23 protein-coding genes are annotated in these 22310 nt (G+C 57.8%); 13 read left to right on the top strand and 10 right to left on the bottom strand.

The features are described 5' to 3' along the window. Nucleotides 1–21 precede the first annotated feature (21 nt). The 8 genes from MWU64_RS02965 (at nt 22) to slmA (ending at nt 6165) form a co-directional block, all read left to right on the top strand. Complete coding sequence (locus MWU64_RS02965; RefSeq protein ID WP_247060650.1) at nt 22–1371, top strand: peptidylprolyl isomerase; 1350 nt, start codon at nt 22–24, stop codon at nt 1369–1371. After that, nucleotides 1368–2375, top strand: coding sequence for a 4-hydroxythreonine-4-phosphate dehydrogenase PdxA (pdxA, locus tag MWU64_RS02960; protein ID WP_247060649.1), 1008 nt, complete (start codon nt 1368–1370; stop codon nt 2373–2375). The genes MWU64_RS02965 and pdxA overlap by 4 nt, the downstream gene beginning before the upstream one ends. Next, entirely contained in the window at nt 2375–3205 is an 831-nt protein-coding gene (gene rsmA, locus MWU64_RS02955; protein WP_247060647.1) for a 16S rRNA (adenine(1518)-N(6)/adenine(1519)-N(6))-dimethyltransferase RsmA, read from the top strand. The genes pdxA and rsmA overlap by 1 nt, the downstream gene beginning before the upstream one ends. Further along, nucleotides 3198–4001, top strand: coding sequence for a symmetrical bis(5'-nucleosyl)-tetraphosphatase (locus MWU64_RS02950; RefSeq protein WP_247060645.1), 804 nt, complete (start codon nt 3198–3200; stop codon nt 3999–4001). The genes rsmA and MWU64_RS02950 overlap by 8 nt, the downstream gene beginning before the upstream one ends. 64 nt (nt 4002–4065) lie before the next feature. Then, complete coding sequence (locus MWU64_RS02945; RefSeq protein ID WP_247060784.1) at nt 4066–4386, top strand: DUF423 domain-containing protein; 321 nt, start codon at nt 4066–4068, stop codon at nt 4384–4386. A gap of 17 nt (nt 4387–4403) precedes the next feature. After that, complete coding sequence (thiS, locus tag MWU64_RS02940; protein ID WP_247060643.1) at nt 4404–4604, top strand: sulfur carrier protein ThiS; 201 nt, start codon at nt 4404–4406, stop codon at nt 4602–4604. Nucleotides 4605–4684: 80 nt separating this feature from the next. Further along, nucleotides 4685–5494, top strand: a complete 810-nt coding sequence (locus MWU64_RS02935) for a thiazole synthase (RefSeq protein WP_247060641.1) — start codon at nt 4685–4687, stop codon at nt 5492–5494. 83 nt (nt 5495–5577) lie between these two features. Next, the gene (slmA, locus tag MWU64_RS02930; RefSeq protein ID WP_247060639.1) at nt 5578–6165 is read left to right on the top strand and encodes a nucleoid occlusion factor SlmA; all 588 of its coding nucleotides are present in this window, start codon (nt 5578–5580) and stop codon (nt 6163–6165) included. An 11-nt stretch (nt 6166–6176) separates the two neighbouring features. Here the strand turns inward: slmA and MWU64_RS02925 are convergent, their stop codons facing one another. The 3 genes from MWU64_RS02925 to MWU64_RS02915 form a co-directional block, all read right to left on the bottom strand. Next, a complete protein-coding gene (locus tag MWU64_RS02925; protein WP_247060630.1) occupies nt 6177–7001 on the bottom strand; it encodes an inositol monophosphatase family protein in 825 nt (274 codons plus the stop codon). A 50-nt stretch (nt 7002–7051) separates the two neighbouring features. Continuing rightward, entirely contained in the window at nt 7052–8347 is a 1296-nt protein-coding gene (locus MWU64_RS02920) for an aminotransferase class I/II-fold pyridoxal phosphate-dependent enzyme (protein ID WP_247060628.1), read from the bottom strand. A gap of 131 nt (nt 8348–8478) precedes the next feature. After that, entirely contained in the window at nt 8479–9798 is a 1320-nt protein-coding gene (locus MWU64_RS02915) for a substrate-binding domain-containing protein (RefSeq protein WP_247060626.1), read from the bottom strand. A 206-nt stretch (nt 9799–10004) separates the two neighbouring features. Here MWU64_RS02915 and MWU64_RS02910 point away from each other — a divergent pair, with 206 nt between their 5' ends. Next, entirely contained in the window at nt 10005–10664 is a 660-nt protein-coding gene (locus MWU64_RS02910) for a response regulator transcription factor (RefSeq protein ID WP_247060624.1), read from the top strand. Here the strand turns inward: MWU64_RS02910 and MWU64_RS02905 are convergent. From MWU64_RS02905 to MWU64_RS02890, 4 genes are all read right to left on the bottom strand, one after another. Further along, the gene (locus MWU64_RS02905; protein ID WP_247060622.1) at nt 10597–11979 is read right to left on the bottom strand and encodes a HAMP domain-containing sensor histidine kinase; all 1383 of its coding nucleotides are present in this window, start codon (nt 11977–11979) and stop codon (nt 10597–10599) included. The genes MWU64_RS02910 and MWU64_RS02905 overlap by 68 nt on opposite strands. Nucleotides 11980–12058: 79 nt before the next feature. Next, on the bottom strand, nt 12059–13141 hold the full coding sequence (locus tag MWU64_RS02900) for a lipase secretion chaperone (RefSeq protein WP_247060620.1): 1083 nt from the start codon (nt 13139–13141) through the stop codon (nt 12059–12061). 7 nt (nt 13142–13148) lie between these two features. Then, nucleotides 13149–14075: an alpha/beta fold hydrolase gene (locus tag MWU64_RS02895; protein ID WP_247060618.1), complete on the bottom strand. Its 927-nt coding sequence runs from the start codon at nt 14073–14075 to the stop codon at nt 13149–13151. 111 nt (nt 14076–14186) lie between these two features. Beyond that, a complete protein-coding gene (locus tag MWU64_RS02890) occupies nt 14187–14498 on the bottom strand; it encodes a DUF3301 domain-containing protein (RefSeq protein ID WP_023009553.1) in 312 nt (103 codons plus the stop codon). A 91-nt stretch (nt 14499–14589) separates the two neighbouring features. On the opposite strand from MWU64_RS02890, the gene MWU64_RS02885 reads away from it, so the two are divergent. The 3 genes from MWU64_RS02885 to MWU64_RS02875 are packed head-to-tail and all read left to right on the top strand — an operon-like array spanning nt 14590 to nt 16167. Further along, the gene (locus tag MWU64_RS02885; RefSeq protein ID WP_247060616.1) at nt 14590–15144 is read left to right on the top strand and encodes an EAL domain-containing protein; all 555 of its coding nucleotides are present in this window, start codon (nt 14590–14592) and stop codon (nt 15142–15144) included. A 57-nt stretch (nt 15145–15201) separates the two neighbouring features. Further along, a complete protein-coding gene (locus tag MWU64_RS02880) occupies nt 15202–15351 on the top strand; it encodes a hypothetical protein (protein WP_247060614.1) in 150 nt (49 codons plus the stop codon). Nucleotides 15352–15381: 30 nt separating this feature from the next. Further along, on the top strand, nt 15382–16167 hold the full coding sequence (locus MWU64_RS02875; RefSeq protein ID WP_247060612.1) for a helix-turn-helix domain-containing protein: 786 nt from the start codon (nt 15382–15384) through the stop codon (nt 16165–16167). Between the two features lie 54 nt (nt 16168–16221). Here MWU64_RS02875 and MWU64_RS02870 read toward each other — a convergent pair whose 3' ends face one another. Both MWU64_RS02870 and MWU64_RS02865 read right to left on the bottom strand, forming a co-directional pair. After that, on the bottom strand, nt 16222–19311 hold the full coding sequence (locus MWU64_RS02870) for an efflux RND transporter permease subunit (protein ID WP_247060610.1): 3090 nt from the start codon (nt 19309–19311) through the stop codon (nt 16222–16224). Then, nucleotides 19311–20408 carry an efflux RND transporter periplasmic adaptor subunit gene (locus MWU64_RS02865; protein WP_247060608.1) on the bottom strand — a complete coding sequence of 366 codons (1098 nt, stop codon included), beginning with the start codon at nt 20406–20408 and terminating at the stop codon, nt 19311–19313. The genes MWU64_RS02870 and MWU64_RS02865 overlap by 1 nt, the downstream gene beginning before the upstream one ends. A gap of 358 nt (nt 20409–20766) precedes the next feature. Between MWU64_RS02865 and MWU64_RS02860 the strand changes: the two genes are divergently transcribed. Then, nucleotides 20767–21282: a DnaJ domain-containing protein gene (locus MWU64_RS02860; protein ID WP_247060606.1), complete on the top strand. Its 516-nt coding sequence runs from the start codon at nt 20767–20769 to the stop codon at nt 21280–21282. 1 nt (nt 21283) lies between these two features. Here MWU64_RS02860 and MWU64_RS02855 read toward each other — a convergent pair whose 3' ends face one another. Beyond that, nucleotides 21284–22087 carry a secretin N-terminal domain-containing protein gene (locus MWU64_RS02855; protein ID WP_247060604.1) on the bottom strand — a complete coding sequence of 268 codons (804 nt, stop codon included), beginning with the start codon at nt 22085–22087 and terminating at the stop codon, nt 21284–21286. Nucleotides 22088–22310: the final 223 nt, after the last annotated feature.

Genomic DNA, 22310 nt, shown 5'->3' with positions numbered 1-22310 from the left:
TTTAAAAACCAAGAGGTGACTATGAAGGCGACTGTACGCCACGGACTGACTCTGCTGATGGCACTGACCATGATGGCTTTGTCAGTGGCAGCCCAAGCGGAACGAAAAGTATTGGATCGTGTGGTAGCCATTGTCGATGACAGTGTGATTCTGCAAACCGAGCTGGAAGCACGGTTGAACACCATCATTGGCCGTTTGAGCACCCAAGGCACTGGATTGCCACCTCGCAAGATGTTGGAAGAGCGCGTGCTTGAGCAGTTGATTGTGGAATCGGTTCAGCTGCAAATGGCCGACAAAATGGGCATGCGGATCAGCGATAACGAGCTGAACGAAACCCTGAGCAACATAGCCGCCAGCAACGGTTTGACGCTGGCCCAGTTCGAAGAACAGCTGGCGGAAGAAGGTGTCACTTACCGCCAGGCTCGGGAGCAGATTCGTAACGAGATGCTGACCAGCCGTGTGCAGCAGAGCCGCGTGGGTAACCGCATTCGGATTACCGACCGCGAAGTGGAAAACTACCTGCAGGCCCAGAAAGCGTCGGGCAGCCAGGGTGCGGAGTACCGTTTGGCGTACATCTTTATCCAAGTGGACGATCTCGGTAACGAAGCGTCGGTCAATGAAGCCCGTGAAACCGCCGAGCGTTTGCGTGAGCAAATCCTGAACGGCCGGGATTTCCGTGAAGTCGCGGTTGCCGAATCGGATGCCAGCAACGCCCTTGAAGGTGGCGACATGGGCTGGCGCGCCGAAAGCCAGCTGCCTTCGCTGGTTGCGCCGGTGGTTCCGAATCTGGAAGAGGGTGAGCCTTCCGAAGTGCTGGAAAACAACAGCGGTTTCCATCTGGTGATGGTGATGGACAAGCGCGGCGGTGAGCAGCAAACCTTTGTCGAACAGCATAAAGCCCGCCACATTCTGATCCGCCCGTCTGAGGCCGTGACCGAAGCGGAAGCCGAGCGCAAGATTCGCGACCTGTATCAGCAGTTGCAAAACGGCGCTGATTTCGAAGCGCTGGCGCGTAAAGAATCCGATGATTCGGTATCCGGTTCCGACGGCGGTAATCTGGGTTGGGTCAGCCCCGGCCAGATGGTGCCGGAATTCGAGAAGGGCATGACCGACGCTCAGATTGGCGAAGTGTACGGCCCGGTTCGTTCCCAGTTTGGTTGGCACCTGATTTTGGTGGAAGAGCGCCGGAATCAGGACGTGACGGCAGAGAGCCGTGCATCGAAAGCGCGTCAGGCGATTTACATGCGTAAGTTCGAAACCGAGCTGCAGAACTGGTTACGGGAGATTCGCGACGAAGCCTTTATTGAATTCAAAGGCGAGTACGCTGATATGAACGAAAGCAGCGAGGAAGAGGGCGAAGAGGCATCATGACGAAACCGGTCATTCTGGCGCTGACCGCCGGCGAACCGGCCGGAATCGGGCCGGAGCTGTGTTTGCAGTTGGCGAGTGAAAACCGAGCTGCAGGCATTGTGGTGGTTGCCGGCAAAAACCTGATGGAACAGCGGGCCCGGCAACTGGGCCTTGCGGTGCAACTGCACGACTGGCAGCCGGGCATGCAGCCGGAAACTGGTGCAGGGCACCTATCCGTTTGCCACGCAGACGGTTGTGACTTTACCGAAGCGGGCAAACTGAATACCGGCAACAGTCAGTACGTGCTGGATACGCTGACGCTGGCGGCCCAAGGCTGCCTGAGCGGCGACTTTGATGGCATGGTTACCGCGCCCGTCCACAAAGGCGTGATCAACGAAGCCGGTATTGCGTTCAGTGGCCATACCGAATTCCTGCAGGAATTATGCGGCGTTGAGCGGGTGGTGATGATGCTGGCCACGGAAGAACTCCGGGTTGCTTTGGTAACCACTCACTTACCTCTGAAAGACGTATCGGCGGCGATTACCCCTGAACGTCTGACGCAAGTGACGCGGATTCTGAACGCTGATCTGAAAACCTTCTTCGGCATCGAGCAGCCCCGCATACTGGTCACCGGGCTGAATCCCCATGCTGGCGAAGGCGGCCATTTGGGCCGGGAAGAAATCGAAGTGATTGAGCCCACGTTGGATCAACTTCGCCAGGAAAACATACTGCTGACCGGCCCGCTGCCGGCAGACACCTTATTCACACCGCATTGGCTGAACGATGCCGATGCGGTACTCGCCATGTACCACGATCAGGGCCTGCCGGTGCTGAAGTATCAAGGCTTTGGCCGTGCGGTCAACATTACATTGGGGCTGCCGATTGTGCGCACCTCGGTAGACCACGGCACCGCTTTGGACTTGGCTGGCACCGGCAAGGCCGATGCTGGCAGCCTGCATACAGCCATTCGCGTAGGTGAACACATGGCCCGCTGCCGTCAGGCGGCTACAGCCGGAGAGCTTTAATGAGTAATCAACATGGCCACAAGGCCCGTAAACGCTTCGGCCAGAACTTTTTGCACGATCCGGGCGTGATCGAAAAGATCGTCCGCTCGATCAACCCGAAGCCCGAAGACGTGATCGTTGAAATCGGCCCGGGTTTGGGAGCGATTACCGAAGAAATCTTGGCGATCAACCCACGCTTGCAAGTGGTTGAGCTGGACCGGGATTTGATTCCGGTGCTGAGGACCAAGTTTTTCAACTACCCGGATTTCAAAATCCACGAAGCCGATGCGCTCAGCTTTGATTTCAGCCAGCTGGCAACCGACCGCCCGCTGCGTATTGTGGGTAACTTGCCGTACAACATTTCGACCCCACTGATTTTCCACCTGCTGGCCCAGGCCGGTGTAGTGCAAGACATGCACTTCATGCTGCAAAAAGAAGTGGTGCAGCGCTTGGCGGCGGTGCCGGGTGACAACAACTACGGCCGCTTGGGCATCATGGCCCAATATTTCTGCAAAGTGCAGCCGTTGTTCGAAGTTGGGCCGGGTGCGTTTCGGCCAGCCCCGAAGGTGGATTCCGCCATTGTTAGGTTGGTGCCCCACAAAGAATTACCGTACCCCGCCAAGGATTTGAAAACCCTTCAATCGGTCGTGCGCACGGCGTTCAATGCTCGTCGAAAAACCCTGCGTAAGGCGCTGGGGGCGATGGTAACGGTAGAGCAACTGCAGTCGCTGGATATCAACGATGGCTTGCGCCCAGAGAACCTGAGCCTGGCCGATTACGTGCGTATTGCTGACCTGCTGGCGGATTCGAAATCGTCGAACGGCAATTCAGAAGAGGTAAGTAATGACTGACTACGCCATTGGCGATATTCAGGGTTGTTACGAGCGATTGCGGGATGTGTTGGCCACGGTCGATTTCTCGCCCTCGCGGGACCGGCTGTGGGTAGCCGGTGATTTGATCAATCGGGGGCCGTCCTCGCTGGCTACCTTGCGCTATCTCGAAGGTTTGGGCGATGCCACCAAGGTGGTGCTGGGCAACCACGACCTGCACCTGTTGGCGGTGGCCTTGGGTGGCCATAGCCCGAAGAAGAAAGACACGTTGCACGACATTCTTGAAGCACCGGATTGTGACCGCTTGCTGCACTGGCTTCGCCAGCAGAAATTGTGTGTACACGATGCGGATCGCAATCTGGTGATGACCCACGCGGGATTGCCCCATATATGGAATGTCGATCAGGCGGTGGCCTGCGCTCGCGAAGTAGAGGCTGTGATTCAGGGCAGCGATGCCGGCGAGTACTTCAGCCAAATGTATGGCAATAAGCCCGAGCGCTGGTGTGATACCCTCACAGGTATGGACCGTTGGCGAGTGATTACTAACTATTTCACCCGTATGCGTTTTATTGCGCCCGACGGTAGCCTTGAGCTAACGGCGAAAGAATCGGCCGACAGCGCGCCGGAAGGGTACGCGCCCTGGTTCAGTTACCCCCGCCAAGATGACGTGCGGGTTGTTTTCGGCCACTGGGCCGCCATTGAAGGCGATACCGGTAGTGACCGTTTTATTGGGCTGGATACCGGCTGTGTGTGGGGCGGTGCCCTGACGCTGATGAACCTCAATAGCGGGGAGAAAGTTCACTGTGATTGCAGTTAGCCCCAAAACCATTGTGTTGCGCTGGGCCTTGATAGCCGGTGCCTTTGCTGGCTTGTTGGCGGTGATGGCCGGCGCCTTTGGTGCTCATGGCCTGCGTCATATTGTCAGCGAACGGGGGTTGGAAGTTTTCCAGACCGCCGTCAGTTATCAGATGTACCACGCCTTGGCGTTGGTGGTGGCGAGTATGATGCCCGCACTACGCCTGAATCACCGCTTGCTGACCATTGCCTGTGGTTTCTGGTTGGCAGGTATTTTTCTGTTTAGCGGCAGCCTGTATCTGTTGGTGCTGACCGGTGTTCATTGGCTTGGGCCGGTCACCCCGATGGGTGGGGTCTGCCTGATGATTGGTTGGGCGCTGCTGGCGGCAGCAGCGTTGAAACGATGATGGAGAAAAGCAGAGCTATGCAGGTTCAGGTTAATGGAGAAGTTATGGAACTCCCGAACGGAGTGACCATTTCGGCTTTGATTGAGCACCTTGCGCTGACCGGCAAACGGGTCGCGGTCGAGGTGAACGAGGACATCGTGCCTCGCAGCAAGCATGCGGAATTTGCCCTCACTGAAAACGATCGGGTAGAGCTTGTGCATGCCATTGGTGGTGGTTGATTCCACCTCCAATGTGGTCGGCTCCCGCCAGGTTCACGAACCGTGAACGCCCCTCTTTTTTCATACAATTCAGGTAGGTTATGATAGATACACCGGAAATCCAGCTTCCCGAAGATAAGCCTCTGGAAATTGCAGGCAAGGTATACCAGTCCCGCTTGTTGGTGGGGACCGGAAAATACAACGATCTGATGGAAACTGGCCACGCCATTGAAACCAGTGGGGCAGAGATTGTGACGGTGGCCGTGCGTCGTACCAATCTTGGGCAGAACCCGGACGAGCCGAACCTGTTGGATGTGATTTCACCGGACAGCTACACCATTCTGCCCAACACCGCCGGTTGCTACACCGCGAAAGACGCCGTGCGCACCTGCAAACTGGCCCGTGAACTGCTCGACGGCCGCGATCTGGTCAAACTGGAAGTGCTGGGTGAGCACAAAACCCTGTACCCGAACATGCCGGAAACGCTGGCGGCCGCCGAAGAGCTGATCAAAGACGGCTTCAAGGTGATGGTGTACTGCTCGGACGACCCGTTGCTGGCGATGCGTCTGGAAGAGATGGGCTGTATTGCCATCATGCCGCTGGGTGCGCCGATTGGTTCCGGCCTGGGTATTCAGAACCGTTACAACATTCGTTTGATTGTGGAAAATGCCAAAGTACCGGTACTGGTTGATGCCGGTGTCGGCACGGCTTCGGATGCCACCATCGCGATGGAGCTGGGTTGTGACGGCGTGTTGATGAACACCGCCATTGCTCAGGCCAAAGATCCGATCAGAATGGCAAACGCCATGCGTTTGGCCATCGAATCCGGCCGCGAGGCGTATCTGGCTGGCCGTATGCCAAAGAAACTCTACGCCAGTGCTTCGTCTCCGATTGACGGTACTTTCTTCTAAACCGTGTCTTTCATGACCCTCTCCCGTTCGAGGAGAGGGCGTATAAAATTAAAAACAGAATTCCAGAGCGCTGTAATCCCTATATGACCAAGCCAAAACCCAGCCGGCGGGAGACGATCCTGCAGGCTCTTGTTGAATTGCTGCAAAAAGACCCGGGGGCCCGCATTACCACCGCCGGCCTCGCCAAGTCGGTGGGTGTGACCGAAGCGGCTTTGTATCGGCATTTTCCCAGCAAGCGGAAGATGTTCGAAGCCTTGATCGAATTCGCGGAAGACGCGGTGTTTTCCCGCTGTCAGGTGGTCCTGCAAGAGCAGGACGATGTGCGGGTGCGCCTGCAGCAGATCGTGCATCTGGTACTGGTGTTCTCCGAGCGCAACCCGGGCCTGTGCTGTGTGCTCACGGGCGATGCGTTGATGGGCGAAGACGAATCCCTTCGCAAGCGGGCATCCCAGTTTTATGAACGCCTGGAAACCCAGCTGCGCCAATCGTTGAAAGAAGGCGAAATCCGGCAGGGCTTGCGCCCTCGCACCAGTGCGGCTCGTGGCGCCGACTTTGTGATGGTGTTTCTGGAAGGGCGCATTCAACGCTTTGTGCGTTCGTCTTTCTCTCGCTTGCCAAGCGCAGACTTCGATGAAGCCTGGGCGCTGGTGTCTGAAGCAGTCTGGGGCTAAGTCGCCCCGGATTACTCGTAGCCGGAGGCGGTCCGCAGAATGGCGCGCACCGGCTCCCACACCTCGGGTGCCGAGATGAGAATGTCCCGGCCCCAGAGGTCGGCCGGGTAGCCGGCGGGTACCTCACCGAAATGGCCCACCGTTGCGCCCGCTTCCCAGGCGATCAGGCGCGCCGCCGCAAAATCCCACGGGCTGACGTTTTCGTAGTAAATATCCAGCCGGCCACAGGCCACCCAGCAGATATCTAGCGCGGCAGAGCCGATGCGGCGCAGATCGCGACACTGGTGAATCATGGCATCCAACCGTTTGATCAGAGGTTCCAGATGGTCTTTGGTGTACGGAAAACCGGTGGCGAACAGCGACTGTCTGGGTGAGGTGGCGCCGCTGTGCTGAATTGCCTGCCCGTTTAACGTCGCGCCTTCGCCTTTGGTGGCCCGGAAGGTTTCACCGGGGAAGGGCGCATGCACCACGCCCACTTGCACCTGCCCGCGTTCAGCGTAAGCAATGGAAACCGCCACCTGCGGGTGCCCGTAAGCATAGTTCACGGTGCCGTCGATGGGGTCGATGATCCACAGCGGGGTATCCAGATGCTCGGCCTGAGTCAGGTCCGGCATGGTTTCTTCCGACAAGATGCGGTGTTCGGGGAAGCGCTTGCGAATAGCGTTGGTGATGAACTCGTCGGCCAGAACGTCGGCGTGGGTGACCAGTTCGGTCTGGTCTTTGTAATCGGTGCGGAGGGTGCTTTCTTCCCGTTCGCGGCGGACCAGCTCTCCGGCGTCTTTGGCCAGCGCTTCGGCGAAATCGGTTATGTCGCGAAGAGACAGAGAATCAGACATGGCACCCCCGTGATGATTAAGTGAGGGTGCCAGTCTAACACGCCGGGGTACTACAAACTGTTCAGCCACTTCTCCATGTTGTCCATGGCCAGCACGATGCGTGGGCATGCCTGATGGACAAAGTCGTCCGCCAGTTCCTGATCGGCGTAGTCGCCAGCGGCGAGCGTCAGCGCCTGTGCGCCGTCAAAATCGACAAACGCCAGACGAGCCCCCATGTGATCCGGTACGAAACCGAAGTCACTGGCCGGAAGGATGGCGACGCCGGTCTGTTCCAGCAAGGCCGAACAGAACGCCTGCGAGGTTTTAATGTCGCGGTTCGCCAAGCGTTCGCTGAAGTTCGAGAACTCGGGGAAGACGTAAAACGCACCTTCCGGTTTGCGCACGACGGCGCCCATGTCGGTCAGGCGGCGGTGAACGTATTCACCGACCACTTTCAGTACCCGTCGGGAGTCGTTCAGATAGTTGTTGATGTCGTCACCGCCGTTGAAGGCGGTGATGGCGGCATATTGAATCGGCGCAGCCGTTGAGGTGAAGGTTTCGCTGGCAATGATCGCCATGGCGTCTTGCAGCGGGCGCAGTTCGGGCGGAAAGATGAATGTGCCCAAACGCCAGCCACCGGCACCCAGCCATTTACTCATACCCGTGCTGACGATGGTGCCTTCCGGGTAGTACCGGGCAATGGACTTGTGGCGGCCTTCGAAGTGCACTTCGCCGTAGATTTCATCCGACAGCAAGATCAGATTGTACTTGCGCGCTACGTTGGCGATGGCCAGCAACTGGTCATCGGTGTAGGTGCAACCGGTCGGATTGGAGGGGTAGTTCAGAATCAGGATGCGCGGGCGTGACGGGTCATCCCGGCAGATGATGTCCAGCTCTTCGGCGGTCAGCTGCCAATTGTTCTCGGCGTGTGTCGGCAACCAATGAACAGAACGGCCGATGATGCGAGCCTGCGGCGCATAAGATACCCAGCTCGGTCGCGGAATCAGCAGGTCGCCGTAGTAGGCCAGCTGCAGGATAAACAGCAGTTCTTTTGAACCTGGGCCAATGAGCACATCTTCCCAAGTGGAGCGCATGCGCTCGCTGCGGTTGATGTACCCGGAAATCGCCTCTCGCAGTCCTTTAAGGCCTTTGACCGGCAGGTAGTCTTTCTCGTGTGCGTGGTCTTTGAGGGCCTGTACGACCCGCTCGGGAACCGGAAACGGGGACTGCCCCAAACCCAGTTTAATGATGTCTTTGCCTTCCGCGCGCAGCTGGTTGCTTTGCTCGTTGATGCGGAGGGTGGCTGAAGGCTGAATGCCCCGGACGTTCAGGTTGATCGCAAAGTGGTGGTCGTTTTTGATGTCCATTGTCCCGGTCTGTTGGTTGGTGGTGACAATGGCAGTATAGGAAACGCAACCATCCGTTTGCGCTGGCTGATGGTAGGTGATTGCCGAAGTGCGGCAGCCGACCTTGGTCTAAGGCCAGCCACCGGGACCGCTTACCGGGCCCTGATCCACACTTCCACCCGTCCGTTGCGCTGGTTACCACTGCCACCTACAGGCATGTATTGTCCGTAACCAGTGTAGGCTACCCGGTCCAGTCCGGCCTGGTACAGTGCCTTGCGAACCGACAGTGCCCGCAGCTCGGAAATTATCTGGGCCCGCAATTCGTGGCTCTGGGCGTCGGCAAAGCCGATCAGTAACAGGTCATCTGCAGAGCGGCCGTGCTGTTCCAGGTAATCGATCACCCGCAGCAGGTCACGCTGGGCCTTGTTATCCAGCTTGGTGCGGCCTTCGGAGAACCGGAAGTTTACGGTCAGGCGCTGGTAATCGGCGGTCAGGCGCTTGAAGGTGTCCGGCACCGAGCTGTCGAATTCCGGCTTCACGGCAATGGGGTTCTGGGAAATAAAACCGGATTCGGCCACCAGCGCCTGGCCTTCGTTGCCCAGGGCGAATTCAATTAGCTCCCGGGCGAAGTCCGGGGTCTTGTTGCCCATGGTGTACATAAACAGCCGGCGTGACAGCGGGTAGTCTTCGCTGGCCACGGTGAGCTGGTTTGGCTTCAGGGCCGGGGCATTGCCGTCGGAAATGGCCAGCAGCTTGCTGTTGCGCACCGAGGCCAGCCCGGAGAAGCCGATGCCGCCCGGGTCCCGGGACACATCGTCGGAAAGCTGGTCGTTGGATTCATAGCGCAGGGCGCTGCTGTCCAGTGTGTAGGTTTTTCCCAGAACCAGGGATTTGAACGTGTCCCAGGTGCCGGAGCGGTCGTCCCGGGCGTACAGGCTGATGGCACGGTCCGGGCCGCCCAGTTCTGACCAGTTGCGGATTTCGCCGGCAAAGATCTGCCCCAGCGTCTGTATGCTCATGCTGCTGACGGAGTTGGACGGATGCACCAGTATGGCCAGGCCATCGATGGCGATCACATGCTCGCTTTCGAGCGCAGTCAGGTCTGCCTGTGTGCTGACCTGTTGTGCTTCGCCCGGTTTCACCGGTCGTGAGGATGCCCAGATGTCAGCCTGGCCGCTGGCCAGTGTCCGAAAACCCGTACTTGAACCGTGGGCCGCCACCAGCACGCTCAGAGGGCCATCGTCGCTGGCAATGCTCAGGATTTTTTCGTTTTCCACGCCGGTGGATTCGGCGTTAACCGCGCCCTTACCGATTTGTTCCAGGTGCCCGGTCACCAGCATGGGGGCCAGCGTGGCGCCGACGGTGTTGGAGCCGTGAATTTCCAGCTCATGGGCGTTGGCGCTGGCGCAGAGACTGGCGCTTGCAAGCATTGCCAGCCAGTGGCCGGCGGTCTTCCTTGTGAAATCAGGCATCGTGTTGAAAACCTTTTCAGATCAGATGGTTGTGATGCCGGAAGGATGCTTCAGAAATATGACATTTATGTTTCAGGCGAGATCAGATGGCGCGAAAGGTTCAATACTTTTGTAAGAAAGTGTTAAGCAGGCCGCTGAGGCGCCGGGCTTGCTGGATTATAGTGGGGTGTCCACAGTAACAAAAACAAACACAGCGGGGCACTATCATGCATGTGACATCGCTCCGGCATGGCTCATCTTCGGCAGAACATCATCGAACCACAGCCTTTGAGAAGGTTTTGCTGGTCGATGACCACGCCCTGTTTGCGCTGGCGCTGGCGGGCCTGATCCGGCAGGAGGAACTGGCGCTCTCGGTGGTCACGGTGGGCACGCTGGAGGACGCGGCCGAGCAACTGGTCCATGGCACCGGGGTCGATCTGGTATTACTTGACCTGGCACTTAACGGAGAAGCCGGACTTTCGCTGTTGCCGCGTCTGGCTGGCTTGCGGAACACCCCGCCGGTGGTGATTATCTCCAGCAGTGAGGACGAAAGCACCGTCAGGGCCGTGCGAACGGCCGGGGCGGCGGGGTTTCTGGCCAAATCGGCCGGCCGGGCGGCACTGGTTCGTATGATGCAATCGGTACGGCGGGGGCAGGGCTATTTCCCCGGGGGTATGGCGGCTCTGGTGTCGGAGACCCCGTTAACACCACGTCAGCTCGAAGTGCTGACGCTCCTCGCCCAAGGGTTTCCCAACAAACGCATCTGCCAGAGCCTGGGCCTGACTGAACACACGGTCAAAACCCACCTGAAAGCGATCTTTACCCAACTGGGGGTGCACAATCGGACTGAATGCGTGAACCGGGCCCGGGCCCTGGGCTGGTTGTAACAGCAACCGGCAGTGCCACCCAGAATACCGCGCCCCGGCCCGAGGATGATTCGGTTCCACATTGCCCGCCCATGAGCCGGGAGAATTCGCGCACGATGGTCAGGCCCAGCCCAAGCCCCGCCTGGTGGCTGGCACCGGCACGAATGTAGGGGTCGAAAACCTGTGTGTGCAGGCTTTCCGGCAGCCCGCGCCCGTCATCGCACACCCGGATGCGGGCCCAGTTCCCGGTGGTGACCGTGTTGACCTGAATGCGCTGGCCACCACTGTGGTCGGCGGCATTGATGACCAGGTTCTGCAATACTCGCAACAGCAAGCTGGGATCCGCGGTCAAGGCCAGCCCGGGCTCGGCCGGGGCAATGTCCAGGCGGATGTCGCGACGGGACAAGGTGTCTGACAGCAGATCTTCAAGCTCCTGCAACGTATGGTTCAGTTGCACAGGCTGGAGTTCCGGCTGAATCATGCCCTCGTTCAGTCGGGCGCTGTCGAACACCGTTCCCAGCAGATTACGGAGCTGACCCACGGTATCACGAAGCTGATTCATCACCTCGGAGTGTTCGCGTTCAGGTTGCAGCGTTTCCAGCGTCAGGTCGATGACATTCAGGGGTTGGCGAAGATCATGGCTGGCCGCGGTGATCAGCTCGGTTTTCCGACGGCTCTCGTTCCTGGCGGACTGGTGCAACAGATCCAGGAGCTGGCGGTCGAGAAAGTGGGCACGGTGACGGTACTCGCTGATCCAGGCGCCGACCATACCAATGACATTTGCGGTCATCAGAAAGAACAGATTGGTGAGGGTGGTGGTGGCGGGGTTGCCGGCCCAGAGCTCAGTCAGCAGGTAGGTCCACACCAGAACAAAGGAGGCCACCGAGGCGGAAAAAAAAGGCAGTCCCATGGCAAAGTATCCGAACATCAGCATGAGTATCATGCCCTCATAAGGCAGAGGGTAGCTGTGCCAGCGGGCGGCCAGGATAATGGCAATGACGCTCAGGCCTCCGGCGATATAGGCAAACACATACAGCCGCTCGAAGTGGTGGTCGTCGGGGGTTTCCCGATGGGCTAGCCAGAGAACCAGGGCGATGATCGGGCAGGTAATGGCCAGTCTTATTCCAGCCGCGAGACGGGCCAGCTCGGCTGGCAGGGTCATCAGGTCTACCAGGGCGTACACCAGAAAGAGCAGCAGGCCAGCGATAGATGCCAATCTCGCCCGTTGACGGATTAACGCAGAACGCGCTTTGCGGTAGTCGGCTTCCAGTGCCGGCACAAAACGCAGGGTCAGGAAGCCTCTGGCCTGTTGCTGTTGGATTTGTTCGGCCGTCATGATCGGGATATCCACGGAACACAAGCTCCGATTCTAGAACGCTCTGGCTCCGGATTTCGGGAGCCAGAGCACAGAGTGGTCAGCTTTGGTTCAGCATTCTGAGTCGGGCCCAGGTTCGGCTCTGTTCATCGGGGAAGTATTGCTCCAGCAGGGCATCCTTATGTTTCTGACGATCTGCTCCGGCCAGGCCTTCCAGATCCTCGGCGTCAACAGCCTGTTCGAACTCGGAAAACTGCTGATCAAAACTTTCACGTTGTTTAAGGTAACTGACGACCCCTTCGGCACTTTCCGGGTCCATGCCCAGCTCCACCAGCTTCCGGCCGGCGGCTTCCGGTGCTTCGGTATTCTCCAGGGCAGTCAGTCGGGCCTGATGCTCGCGGGTTTCGCTCTGCAGTCGTTGCTCGGTTGTCCGAAGCGACTCCGGCAGCTGTTTGCGGTGCCATTCAATCAGCGCCTGTTTGCCTTGATCGGAAAGATCTTCCCGCTGCTGGATACTCATGGCCGCCAGGGTGTACTCGCTGTAGGCCTCTTCCTCGCCGAAAAACGCCTGATGTGCGTCCGGGCTGAAGGTCGAACGGCGCAGTTGTTTCAGGCTGCTCAGGGCATCGCCGAGGGCGGTTAGCTGGTAGACAGGGTCGTGTTGTCGGCTCGGATCCAGTTCCGTCTGCATCAGCTGTAACGCAGCCTGCTTGTAAGCCAGGTACTGGTCGAGCAGAACCATGGCATCGCTGGCGGCCGGCTCCGGTAGATAGTTGCGGGCCAGGGACTGGATCTGTCCGATGGCGGCCTCTGGTGAGACTTCACCCACGGCGCTCAGGAAGTAATCGAAGAAGTCGCGAACGCCAAGGTCCAGAATCAACTCGCCGTTGCGGTCTGCCTTGAGGACGCCGTCGATATCCGTGCCGGCCAGGGAACGGGCAAAGTTCTGGTCGGGAAGGCTGGTGGGTGTCTGGTGTGGCGGTTCCTTATTGGAGGGAACCGGGGCCAATGCCTGGGTGACCTCCGGTGGCGTGACAGCAGGCGCACTGGCAAAGGTTTCTGCCGGGTCTGGCCTGGGTTCTGAATCCGGTGCCTGCCAGTACCAGAGGCCGCTGCTGGCCATAATGGCCAGCAGGGCAACGGGAAGCAGCCACCGCAGTTTCCGGGTGGACTGGTGCTTCATAACCACCTCACAGACCGCGGTTTTTCAGACGGTTGGCCTGGCTGCGGTAGAGTGAGACCGGGTTGGTCCAGAGAGAGCGGGCGCCCAGCAGATGGTTGATCGCATCGACGTGGTTCATGTCGTAGTGGGTGCCGATGACATTGCCCATCATGGTGGCGCAGACGCCGACCAGACCATCATTGGGCTCGCTGCCAAAGGCCAGGGAGGTCACGCCCAGGAACGGATCGGTAATGTCTAACACGTTGGTCCATACGGCGCGTCCGGTCCAGGAGAAAAACTTGATCTTCTGGCCACTGATCCAGATATCTTCGCTGGTACCCGCGCAGGCATTACGATTAACCCCTTTCCAGCCCAGGGCGTCGTTCAGGCTGGTGGTGCCTGGAGTGGTCAGGGTTTCCAGGGCGGCAATACCATCCTGGGGGTTGCTGGCTCCGGACAGGGCATTAATCAGCCCGCCCAGGGCGTTGGCAATGGCGTCGGCGCTCCCTTCAACATAGCTGCCGGGAGGGATGATGCCCCGGATAACGTCAGCGACTTTGGAGCCTTTGTTCACGCCGTCAATCGACGTGACCGACGCGATCTTGTGGGGAATCAGGGCCGCTGCCACCCGGGAGGTGGGGGCACCCTGACTGTGCGCCATCAGATTGACCTTGCTGTGGCCCAGGCTGTTGACGTAGTTGGCCAGTTGCTGGCCACGCTGTTCGCTGCTGTTCACGAAGGACACGCTGGCGGTATAGACCTTTGCGCCACTGCGTTCAAGGTTCCAGGGAATGGTGTGGAAGTAGTTGATCAGACCGCCAAGGGTATTGAAGCCGGTTACACCGTGTACCAGCACAATCGGATGACGGGTCTGGGTGTAGCTGGCGTGGCTCAGTACCGAGAACACCAGCATGAGAATTCCGGCCACAAGCCGGATGGGCATGGCAAAACGCATAGATGACTCCTGTTGTTTTTGTTGGTTGTCGACATGCAACAGGGAGTATCGCGGATGAACACAGGTGCCGGTAATCGCCCATTTGGGTGAGACGGCTCCGGTGACAGTCGGTCAGAATCGGTGCGGTTCAAGTTCGGTGTGAATGATGCTCTGGCCAAGCATGATGATACGGCCGGTGTAACGCTCTTCGCCGGTGGTGGTGAAGTCGAACAGGAAACGCCGCCACACTCGCAGTTTTCCGTTCTGATCGCGCTTGAACCAGAGTCCGCGAAGATAAACGGCGTCGTCCAGCAGCATTACGTCCATGGATTTGCAGTACCGGTGAGCAGCCTGCAAGACAAAGTCTTTGATGGCTTTGGCCCGCCACCAGTACCAGATGGCGAAACCGGCGACAAACAGCCAGAAGAGGGTTGCTAGGGTCAAGGCACGGGGAATCCTGTGGGTGATTGCAAAGGGGACGAAGCCTCCATCCCCCACGAATCGCCAGACTACCCTATTGTGCCGGCTCGGGAAATTGCCGGGTCGATGTCTGGCCATTAACATTTCCGCCCGCCAGATTGCTGATGGCCGGCTGGATGGATTGTTGGAGCCTTTCTTCGAACGGGTTCGACAGGTTGGCTGGCAGCCGGAAATCGAGATTACTGAAACCCACCTGATGAACCTGTCACGCCGTTGCCTGGACAAACTCCGGGAATTCGGTGACAAGGGAGTGGTAGTTGCCATTGACGACTTCGGTACCGGGTATTCCTCGCTGGCGTATCTGCATGCGCTACCTGTGAATGTGCTCAAGATCGATCAGCAGTTTGTTCAGCGGCTGGGGCAGGATGGCAGGGATTCGCGGATTGTCTCCGCCATTCTGGCCATCGCCGAGGCGCTGACTCTGGAGGTGGTAGCGGAGGGCATCGAGACCGAGATTCAGAAACGCAAGCTCCAGGAATTGAAGTGTCACCGGGGTCAGGGCTATTTGATGGCCCGGCCGTCCCCCTGGATGAGCTGCCACTGGATTGATAAGAATCAATTAACAGGCAAACTCCGTCCCGTTTCTTGCCGTTTTGCAAGATTTGGCTAGGGGTTTGCGGCACGCTGGCTTAAAACAGCAAGCTCACTCACTGCCTGTTCACGCTGTATGCGCAATCTCACTGCCAAACCGGATCTGGATGCCTACCTTCGACTCAATCGCGCTGCAGCCGGCGAATGGCAGGCGGCTATCCGTGAGTTGCTGGCCTGTGATGACGTTGGTCTCACTCTTGAGCGGCCGCAAACTGTTGCTGGGTAGCTGTCTTCCCTGAGTGTTGACCGTGGGGTCGTGTGTGCCCTGGATCTGGCCCAGGATGCCGAGGTGCATCTGTGCGGACTGCCTGGGACATTGCTGGTGGTGCCGGTATCGGGGCAGTGCGATGTATTGGTGAATGGCGATTGCAGACAGCCGGCTTTCCCGATGGCCGCCATCACCTCCAGCCAGGCAATTTCCGAGCGCGCCTGCGGGCAGTCCCGGCTGATTCTGTTAAACCCGGAACAATGGTGCGGCAGCGCCAGGCCAGGGCAGGGGGTGTTAGCCTGGATGGCGGAACGGGTGAATCACTTTCTGTTGCGCTCCAACTTCTTCCAGGATCACAACGATGCCTGCGCTGCGGCCGATAGCCTGTTTGACGAACTGGACAACATCGCCCGAGAGGGTGGTTGTGAACCCAACGAAACGCCCCCAGAGCTCGATCGCCGGCTTCTTCGGGTTATCGACAAAATCCGCATGGAGCCCGCCTGGGAGTTCGATTTGCAGGAGCTGGCAAACCATTCCGGGGTCAGCGAGCGCAATCTGTATTATCTGATGAAGCGGGAAACCGGAATGACCCCCTACCGTTTCTACCAGCGCTGTCGGTTGATCCGGGTACGGCGCAGGCTGGTGGATTGCCAGTGTGATGTGCCCCATATTTCCTGGTACGCCGCCGATGAGGGATTTTCACATCTGGGGCGGTTTGCTGCGCTGTACCGGGAACATTTCGGTGAGTTGCCCAGCGAGACCGTCCAGTGGCGCCGCCGTCTGCAGACGGGAGAGGCAGCGTTGGAAGCGCCGGACAGGATCGTTGCTTCCTGACAAAAAAAGCCCGACATGGTGCCATGCCGGGCTTTTTTGTGTTGCTGTGCGGGGTTAGTGGTTGCTCGCCGGCACCTGTGATGACTCTTCGTCGTTGCCGTATTCATCGGCTGCCGAGCCATGGTGGTCACGGGCCAGCAGAATGTAGAACGCCGGCAGCACAAACACCGTGAACAGGGTACCAATGCCCAGACCAGCACTGATGGTCAGGCCGATAGCAAAGCGGCTTTCGGCGCCCGGACCTACGGCAATCAGCAGCGGCACCATCGCGAAGATCAAGGCCAGTGAGGTCATGATGATCGGGCGCAAACGAATGGCTGCGGCTTCGACCACGGCATCGACCTTGTTCAGGCCCCGCTCTTTTTGCAGCTGGTTGGCGAACTCCACGATCAGGATACCGTTTTTGGACACCACCCCGATCAGCGTGATCAGCCCCACCTGGGTGTAAATGTTCATGGTGGCAAAACCAAGCACGATAAACACCATGGCACCGGCCACCGACATGGGTACGGACACCAGAATGATAATCGGGTCGCGCCAGCTCTCAAACTGGGCGGCGAGTACCAGATAAATCACCAGCAGTGACAGGAAGAAGGTCACCACCAGCGCGCTGCCTTGATTCGCCAGCTGGCGTGAGGCGCCGGTGTAGTCAAAGCTGAAGCCTTGCGGGAACACTTCTTCTGCGGTCTTTTCGATGAAGTCCATCGCGGTGCCGTCGGCTACGCCCGGCATCACCACGCCTTCCAGTGTCAGCGAGTTTTGCTGGTTGAACTGGGTGCGGTTTGACGGTTCGACTTCTTCGTTGAAGCTGGCAACGCTGGAGAGCGGAACCAGTTCTCCGCTGCCTGTGCGAATGTAGTATTCGTCCAGCGCTTCTTTGCTTGGGCGGAACTGATCATCAACCTGCGGAATCACCTGATACGAGCGGCCTTCCATGTTGAAGCGGTTGATGTAACCGCCGCTGAGCATGCTGGCCAGCGTCTGGCCGACTTCCTGCATCGAAAGGCCGAGGTCAGCTACGCGGTCACGGTCGATGTGAATTTTGGTGACCGGCTTGTCGAAGTTGATGGACTTTTTCAGGAACATGAAGTTCCCGCTCTGCATCGCCTTACCAAGAATTTCGTCGGCCACCTGATCCAGCTGTTCATAGCTACCACCGGTGCTGACCACGAACTGGAAGGGCAGGCCGCCGCCAGAACCCGGCAATGCAGGCAGCGGGAATACGGCTGTTTGTAAGCCGGTTACGTTCTTCAGTTCGGCATCCAGTTTTGGCTGAATATCGAATTGGCTGACTTCACGTTCACTCCATGGCGCCATTTTGAAGCCGCCAAACACGGCGTTCGGGCTGGTAATGCCGATGATCATGAAGTCCTCTTTGTAACCCGGCAGCTCCGACATGCGGCCTTGCACTTCCTGACCGTGTTCAAGCAGATAGTCCAAGGTGGATGTTTCGGGGCCAAGGCCCTGATGGAACAGAATGCCCTGATCTTCGGTAGGGGCCAGCTCGCTCTGGCTCATCATCTGCATGAAGTAGATGGAGCCCAACACCACTAATGCGAAGAATACGACAACCGATTTGGTTTGCATCAACGATGAAAGTGCCGCTTTGTAGCCATTGGCTATACCGTTGAAGAACTTCTCGACCAACTGTTCGAATTTTCCGGGCTCGCCGTGAGGCTTCAGCACCTTGGCGGACAGCATGGGTGAGAGTGTTAGGGCGACGATACCGGAGATAACTACAGTGCCTGCCAGCGTGAACGCGAATTCGGTGAACAGCGAGCCAACCAGCCCGCCCATGAAACCGATAGGCACGTACACCGCCACCAATGTGGTGGTCATGGCGATAATCGGGGTCGCCATTTCACGGGCGCCGTTAATGGCGGCTTCGAAGCGTGACTCACCTTGTTCTATGTGTCGGTGAACGTTCTCCACCATGATGATGGCGTCATCCACCACCAGACCGATCGCTAAAACCATCGACAGCAGAGTCAGCAGGTTTAGGGAGAAGCCAAAAATAAGCATGATGAACGCGCCGCCAATCAAAGACAGCGGGACGGCAATGGAAGGTACCACAGAGGCCCGGATTGAGCCCAGGCAGAGGAACACGACCACCAGTACGATGATCATGGCTTCGATCAGGGTACTTATTACCTCGTTGATGGAGTCTTCGATAAAGTCTGAGGCATCGTACGCAAGTCGCACTCCCATGCCGCTGGGTAGCTGGCTTTCAATGTCTGGCAGTTCGGACTTCACCAGATCTGCAACGGTCAGCGGGTTGGCGCCCGGCGCGATTTCGATGGCGACGTAGGTAGCCGGTTGGCCTTTATACAGCGCAATCTTGTCATAGTCCTGGGAGCCGAGTTCAACACGGGCAATGTCTTGCAGCCGAATCAGCGTGCCATTGGATTGCTTGACCACCAGATTGCGGAACGCATCCGGGTCGGCAATGTCGGTGTCACTGGTCAGGCTGATTTCTGTGTATTTGCCCCGGGTTTTACCCACAGCGGCCTGATAGTTGTTGGCTCTGAGCTTGGCAGCAACTTCGGTGGGCGTCATGTCTACTGCGGCCAGACGCTCCGGGTCCAGCCATACCCGCAAGGCAAAGGTTCGGCCCAGCAGCTGGGCTTTACCGACACCGGGCAGCGCCTGCAGTTTCGGCTGCACAACACGGGTCAGGTAATCGGTAATTTGCGGGACATCCAGCTCGGTACTGTAAAACGCGATGTACATCAGCGCGGTGCTGTCGCCGGTGGTGGAGGTAATGACCGGGTCCTCGGCTTCTGCCGGCAGCACGTTACGCTGACTGGCCACCTTGGCTTGGATTTCCGCCAGAGCGTCGTTGGCATCGTAGTTCAGTTCCATTTTGGCCTGAATGGTCGATACGCTTTGCGAGCTGGTGGAGGTCAGGTATTCGATGCCACTGGCTTCCGCAATGGCTTGCTGCAGAGGTGTGGTGATGAAACCTTTGATCAGATCCGAGCTGGCACCGGGGTACGCCGTGGTGACGGTTACCGTGGTGCTTTCCAGTTTCGGGTACTGGCGGATTTCCATTTCCATGGCGGCCCGGGCGCCCACCAACAGGATCAGCAAGCTGACCACCGTGGCGAGAACCGGCCGATGGACGAAGATGTCGGTGAAACGCATTATTCAGACGCCTCCTTGTCGGATTCGTCCTGAATCTTGACGCGCTGGCCGGCACGCAGTCTCAACAGGCCTTTGGAAACCACGGTTTCACCTGCTTCCAGGCCAGAAGTGATGGCGGTGCGGCCATTGCGAACCTCACCGGTGGTGACCGTGCGACGTTCAACAACCTGCTCGTCCTTGTCGTTATCGGTGACAACGAACACAAAATTGCCGTAGGTGTTGTAAGAGATCGCGGTACGCGGAAGCGTGACAACCTTGTTGTCTCTGGGCTGGCCGGTCTGAATGGTCGCGAACATGCCGGGGCGCAGTAGGTGATCCTCGTTGTTCAGGGTGGCGCGGATCCGTACGGTACGGGTTTCCGGGCTGACTGAGGTGTTGATCGCGCTGACTTTGCCTTCAAACGTGTGCTCTGGCACGGCGGCCACGGTGACCGAAACCGGGAAGCCACTTTCAACGTTGGCGAGGTGTTTCTCGGACAGGGTGTAATCCACGTAGATGGGGTCGAGCATGTTCACTTCGACAATCGGGCTACCGGTCGGCAGGTATTCACCCTGGTTGACCATGCGAATGCCGAGCCTGCCATCAAACGGTGCGCGAATGATTTTCTTGTCGCGCTGCGCTTGCGCTTCGTTGACGCGAGCACGAGCGGCGTCGTAATTGGCTTTTGCCGTATCGTATTGAGACTGTGACACCGCGCGCTTGGGCAGGAGATCGGAGATTCGCTTGAAATCCTGGTCTGCCAACTGAGCCTCGGCCCGGCGGGTGCGCAAGGCGGCTTCATCAATCGCGGCATCCAGTTCGATCAGGATGTCGCCTTTCTTGACGTTGTCGCCGGATTCGAAGTTGATGGATTTGATCACACCAGGAACTTCATTGGATACGGCGATGCCGTTTACGGCTTCAATGCTGCCAACGGCTTTGATAGACGGCTTCCAATTCTCGGTTGTTGATTGCGTAACCGAGATAATAGCGGGCGGTTGAGGCTGTGACAGCATCTCTTTCAGTTGGCCAAATTGCATGAATTTGTAGCCGAAGATACCGCCGAGGACGAGACCTAGAAAAACGATGGCGATGACAAAACGGGATGCGGTGCGCATAGATGAGTTCCTGGGGCTGGTTTCCTGATGCGTATTCCGTCGCCAAGACTAAGAAAAGCGGAAGCTTGTTATGGCGAGTTAAGAGCTGATGACGATTGCATTTAAAATAGACGCAAATGGTCAGTAAGCGTAGCGCGTAGCATGCTACAAAAGTTGTACTGTTTTGTCATTAGCTTGGTTGCTTTATAAGACCATTTTTTGTGCAAATTAACGCCAGTTTCATCAATAGTAGGTGTAATTAAGTAATTTGGGGGCAGACGGCTGAATTTGATTCGTGCGTGACACCGCTGAACGCAGTACATTGGCTATCAACCGTTGGTGTGATGATCCGCGAGCCGCGATAGGAGAATAATGAATTATGCAGCTGGTACTTGGCCTGGCTCTGGCCATCGCAGTATTCGTTGTGCTTAAAAAGTGGGGTGCTTTGTCTCCTCAGGGGCAGAAAGCCGCCATTTGGAAAATTGTGCTGGTGGCAGGCGGCGCGATGCTGCTGTTTATGGTGCTGACCGGGCGAGTGCATGTTTTGACTGCGGCGGTGGCTGCGCTCATTCCTTTATTACGCAAGTTGCCGGCGCTGCTGCGTTATGCGCCTTTATTTCGAAAAATGATGGGCGATTCGTCGGGGCCTCAAAACGATGGTGCGGATGGCCCGAATGGCGCTTCGGCCGGCCAAAATGCTTCAGGCTCCGGAACGATGTCAGAACAAGAGGCCTGCGACATTCTGGGTGTGCAACCGGGATGTTCCCGGGATGACATAGTTACTGCCCATCGGAAACTCATGCAGAAACTGCATCCGGATCGTGGCGGCAATGATTATCTGGCGGCCAAGCTGAATGAGGCCCGCGATCTGTTGCTGGGCAAACGCGGCGTTTAAGTCAGGGCAGAACCTCCACCTTTACTTCAATCGACTGATTGTCGGCTTGCTTGCCGTTTGCCCGATAGAGAATGCCGTCTCGCTGGTGTGTATCTTCCGTCCGGGTGCCACCAAGATCAACCCACTGCCCGGGTTGAACCCGGCGTATGGTCATCAGCGCTTCGGTTTCATAGCCTTCCAGCGCGGCCGGGTCTTCCTCGAAAGAAACAATGTTCAATTCTATGGCTTGATCCGATATGGCTTGCGGGCTCACCACGAAGCCGCTCCGGGTTTCTACTCTTTCCAGAATCATCGCCGGGTTTCGCCCACCCTGAACGGCGAACGGCAAGCTGCGCACATTACCCGAGGTGATGTGCGCCGACTGACCGTCCTGAACAACCAGTTGGCGGACTCTGTTGGAATTGGTGCTGTAGGTGCGGCTTTGCACACGAGCGTTCGCTTTGTTGTTGGTAATACTGACGCCGGCCCCGGATTGTTTTCCGCCGATGTCCTGCAGGTAGCGAACACTGATGCGCATTTGCACCGGTGGTACGTCCAGCGTGTTCACCAAGGTGCCAATTTCGTCCAGCAGCTCCGGTTCACCTCGAACCACCAATTGCAGGCCCCGGGCGGTCACAGAAACAGGAGCTTGTTGATAGAGCGCACGAATCTGTTGGGAAACATCATCAGCGGTCCGGTTCTTCAGCTGATAAATGCGGGCTTCGGGTTCGGCCTGAACGTGGGTGGTGACGACGGACAAGGCCAGCAGGCAGACCATCCCGAGTGTTGTGAAACGGGCGAACCAGCTCGGTTTTTCGATATTCATGCAGACCTCCACAATCCTTGATGCCGACAGCTGATGATAAAATAATCAGCATTGCCGGTTGCCAACCCTAAAACCGTGGGTATATAGTAAAAAGCATGAAGACACTACACGCAGCCTGTCAATTGAATGTTCTGAAAGCTTTCGGTGAAAACCTGAAGGCCGCAGGTTCTGCTGTGTATTTTTGGTGGTGTGGTTATGGCTTTTATTTTAGCCAGAGCTCGGG

It is taken from the genome of Marinobacter sp. S0848L (genome assembly GCF_023016065.1).
Taxonomy (GTDB): Bacteria; Pseudomonadota; Gammaproteobacteria; order Pseudomonadales; family Oleiphilaceae; genus Marinobacter.
This window is presented reverse-complemented; position numbering and strand designations above follow the sequence as displayed.

What these genes read in the sequence shown, in the direction of transcription:
- MWU64_RS02965 (WP_247060650.1), top strand. Translation starts at nt 22, where the DNA reads ATGAAGGCGACTGTACGCCACGGACTGACTCTGCTGATGGCACTGACC.
- pdxA (WP_247060649.1), top strand. Translation starts at nt 1,368, where the DNA reads ATGACGAAACCGGTCATTCTGGCGCTGACCGCCGGCGAACCGGCCGGA.
- rsmA (WP_247060647.1), top strand. Translation starts at nt 2,375, where the DNA reads ATGAGTAATCAACATGGCCACAAGGCCCGTAAACGCTTCGGCCAGAAC.
- MWU64_RS02950 (WP_247060645.1), top strand. Translation starts at nt 3,198, where the DNA reads ATGACTGACTACGCCATTGGCGATATTCAGGGTTGTTACGAGCGATTG.
- MWU64_RS02945 (WP_247060784.1), top strand. Translation starts at nt 4,066, where the DNA reads ATGGCCGGCGCCTTTGGTGCTCATGGCCTGCGTCATATTGTCAGCGAA.
- thiS (WP_247060643.1), top strand. Translation starts at nt 4,404, where the DNA reads ATGCAGGTTCAGGTTAATGGAGAAGTTATGGAACTCCCGAACGGAGTG.
- MWU64_RS02935 (WP_247060641.1), top strand. Translation starts at nt 4,685, where the DNA reads ATGATAGATACACCGGAAATCCAGCTTCCCGAAGATAAGCCTCTGGAA.
- slmA (WP_247060639.1), top strand. Translation starts at nt 5,578, where the DNA reads ATGACCAAGCCAAAACCCAGCCGGCGGGAGACGATCCTGCAGGCTCTT.
- MWU64_RS02925 (WP_247060630.1), bottom strand. Translation starts at nt 7,001, where the DNA reads ATGTCTGATTCTCTGTCTCTTCGCGACATAACCGATTTCGCCGAAGCG.
- MWU64_RS02920 (WP_247060628.1), bottom strand. Translation starts at nt 8,347, where the DNA reads ATGGACATCAAAAACGACCACCACTTTGCGATCAACCTGAACGTCCGG.
- MWU64_RS02915 (WP_247060626.1), bottom strand. Translation starts at nt 9,798, where the DNA reads ATGCCTGATTTCACAAGGAAGACCGCCGGCCACTGGCTGGCAATGCTT.
- MWU64_RS02910 (WP_247060624.1), top strand. Translation starts at nt 10,005, where the DNA reads ATGCATGTGACATCGCTCCGGCATGGCTCATCTTCGGCAGAACATCAT.
- MWU64_RS02905 (WP_247060622.1), bottom strand. Translation starts at nt 11,979, where the DNA reads ATGACGGCCGAACAAATCCAACAGCAACAGGCCAGAGGCTTCCTGACC.
- MWU64_RS02900 (WP_247060620.1), bottom strand. Translation starts at nt 13,141, where the DNA reads ATGAAGCACCAGTCCACCCGGAAACTGCGGTGGCTGCTTCCCGTTGCC.
- MWU64_RS02895 (WP_247060618.1), bottom strand. Translation starts at nt 14,075, where the DNA reads ATGCGTTTTGCCATGCCCATCCGGCTTGTGGCCGGAATTCTCATGCTG.
- MWU64_RS02880 (WP_247060614.1), top strand. Translation starts at nt 15,202, where the DNA reads ATGCGCAATCTCACTGCCAAACCGGATCTGGATGCCTACCTTCGACTC.
- MWU64_RS02870 (WP_247060610.1), bottom strand. Translation starts at nt 19,311, where the DNA reads ATGCGTTTCACCGACATCTTCGTCCATCGGCCGGTTCTCGCCACGGTG.
- MWU64_RS02865 (WP_247060608.1), bottom strand. Translation starts at nt 20,408, where the DNA reads ATGCGCACCGCATCCCGTTTTGTCATCGCCATCGTTTTTCTAGGTCTC.
- MWU64_RS02860 (WP_247060606.1), top strand. Translation starts at nt 20,767, where the DNA reads ATGCAGCTGGTACTTGGCCTGGCTCTGGCCATCGCAGTATTCGTTGTG.
- MWU64_RS02855 (WP_247060604.1), bottom strand. Translation starts at nt 22,087, where the DNA reads ATGAATATCGAAAAACCGAGCTGGTTCGCCCGTTTCACAACACTCGGG.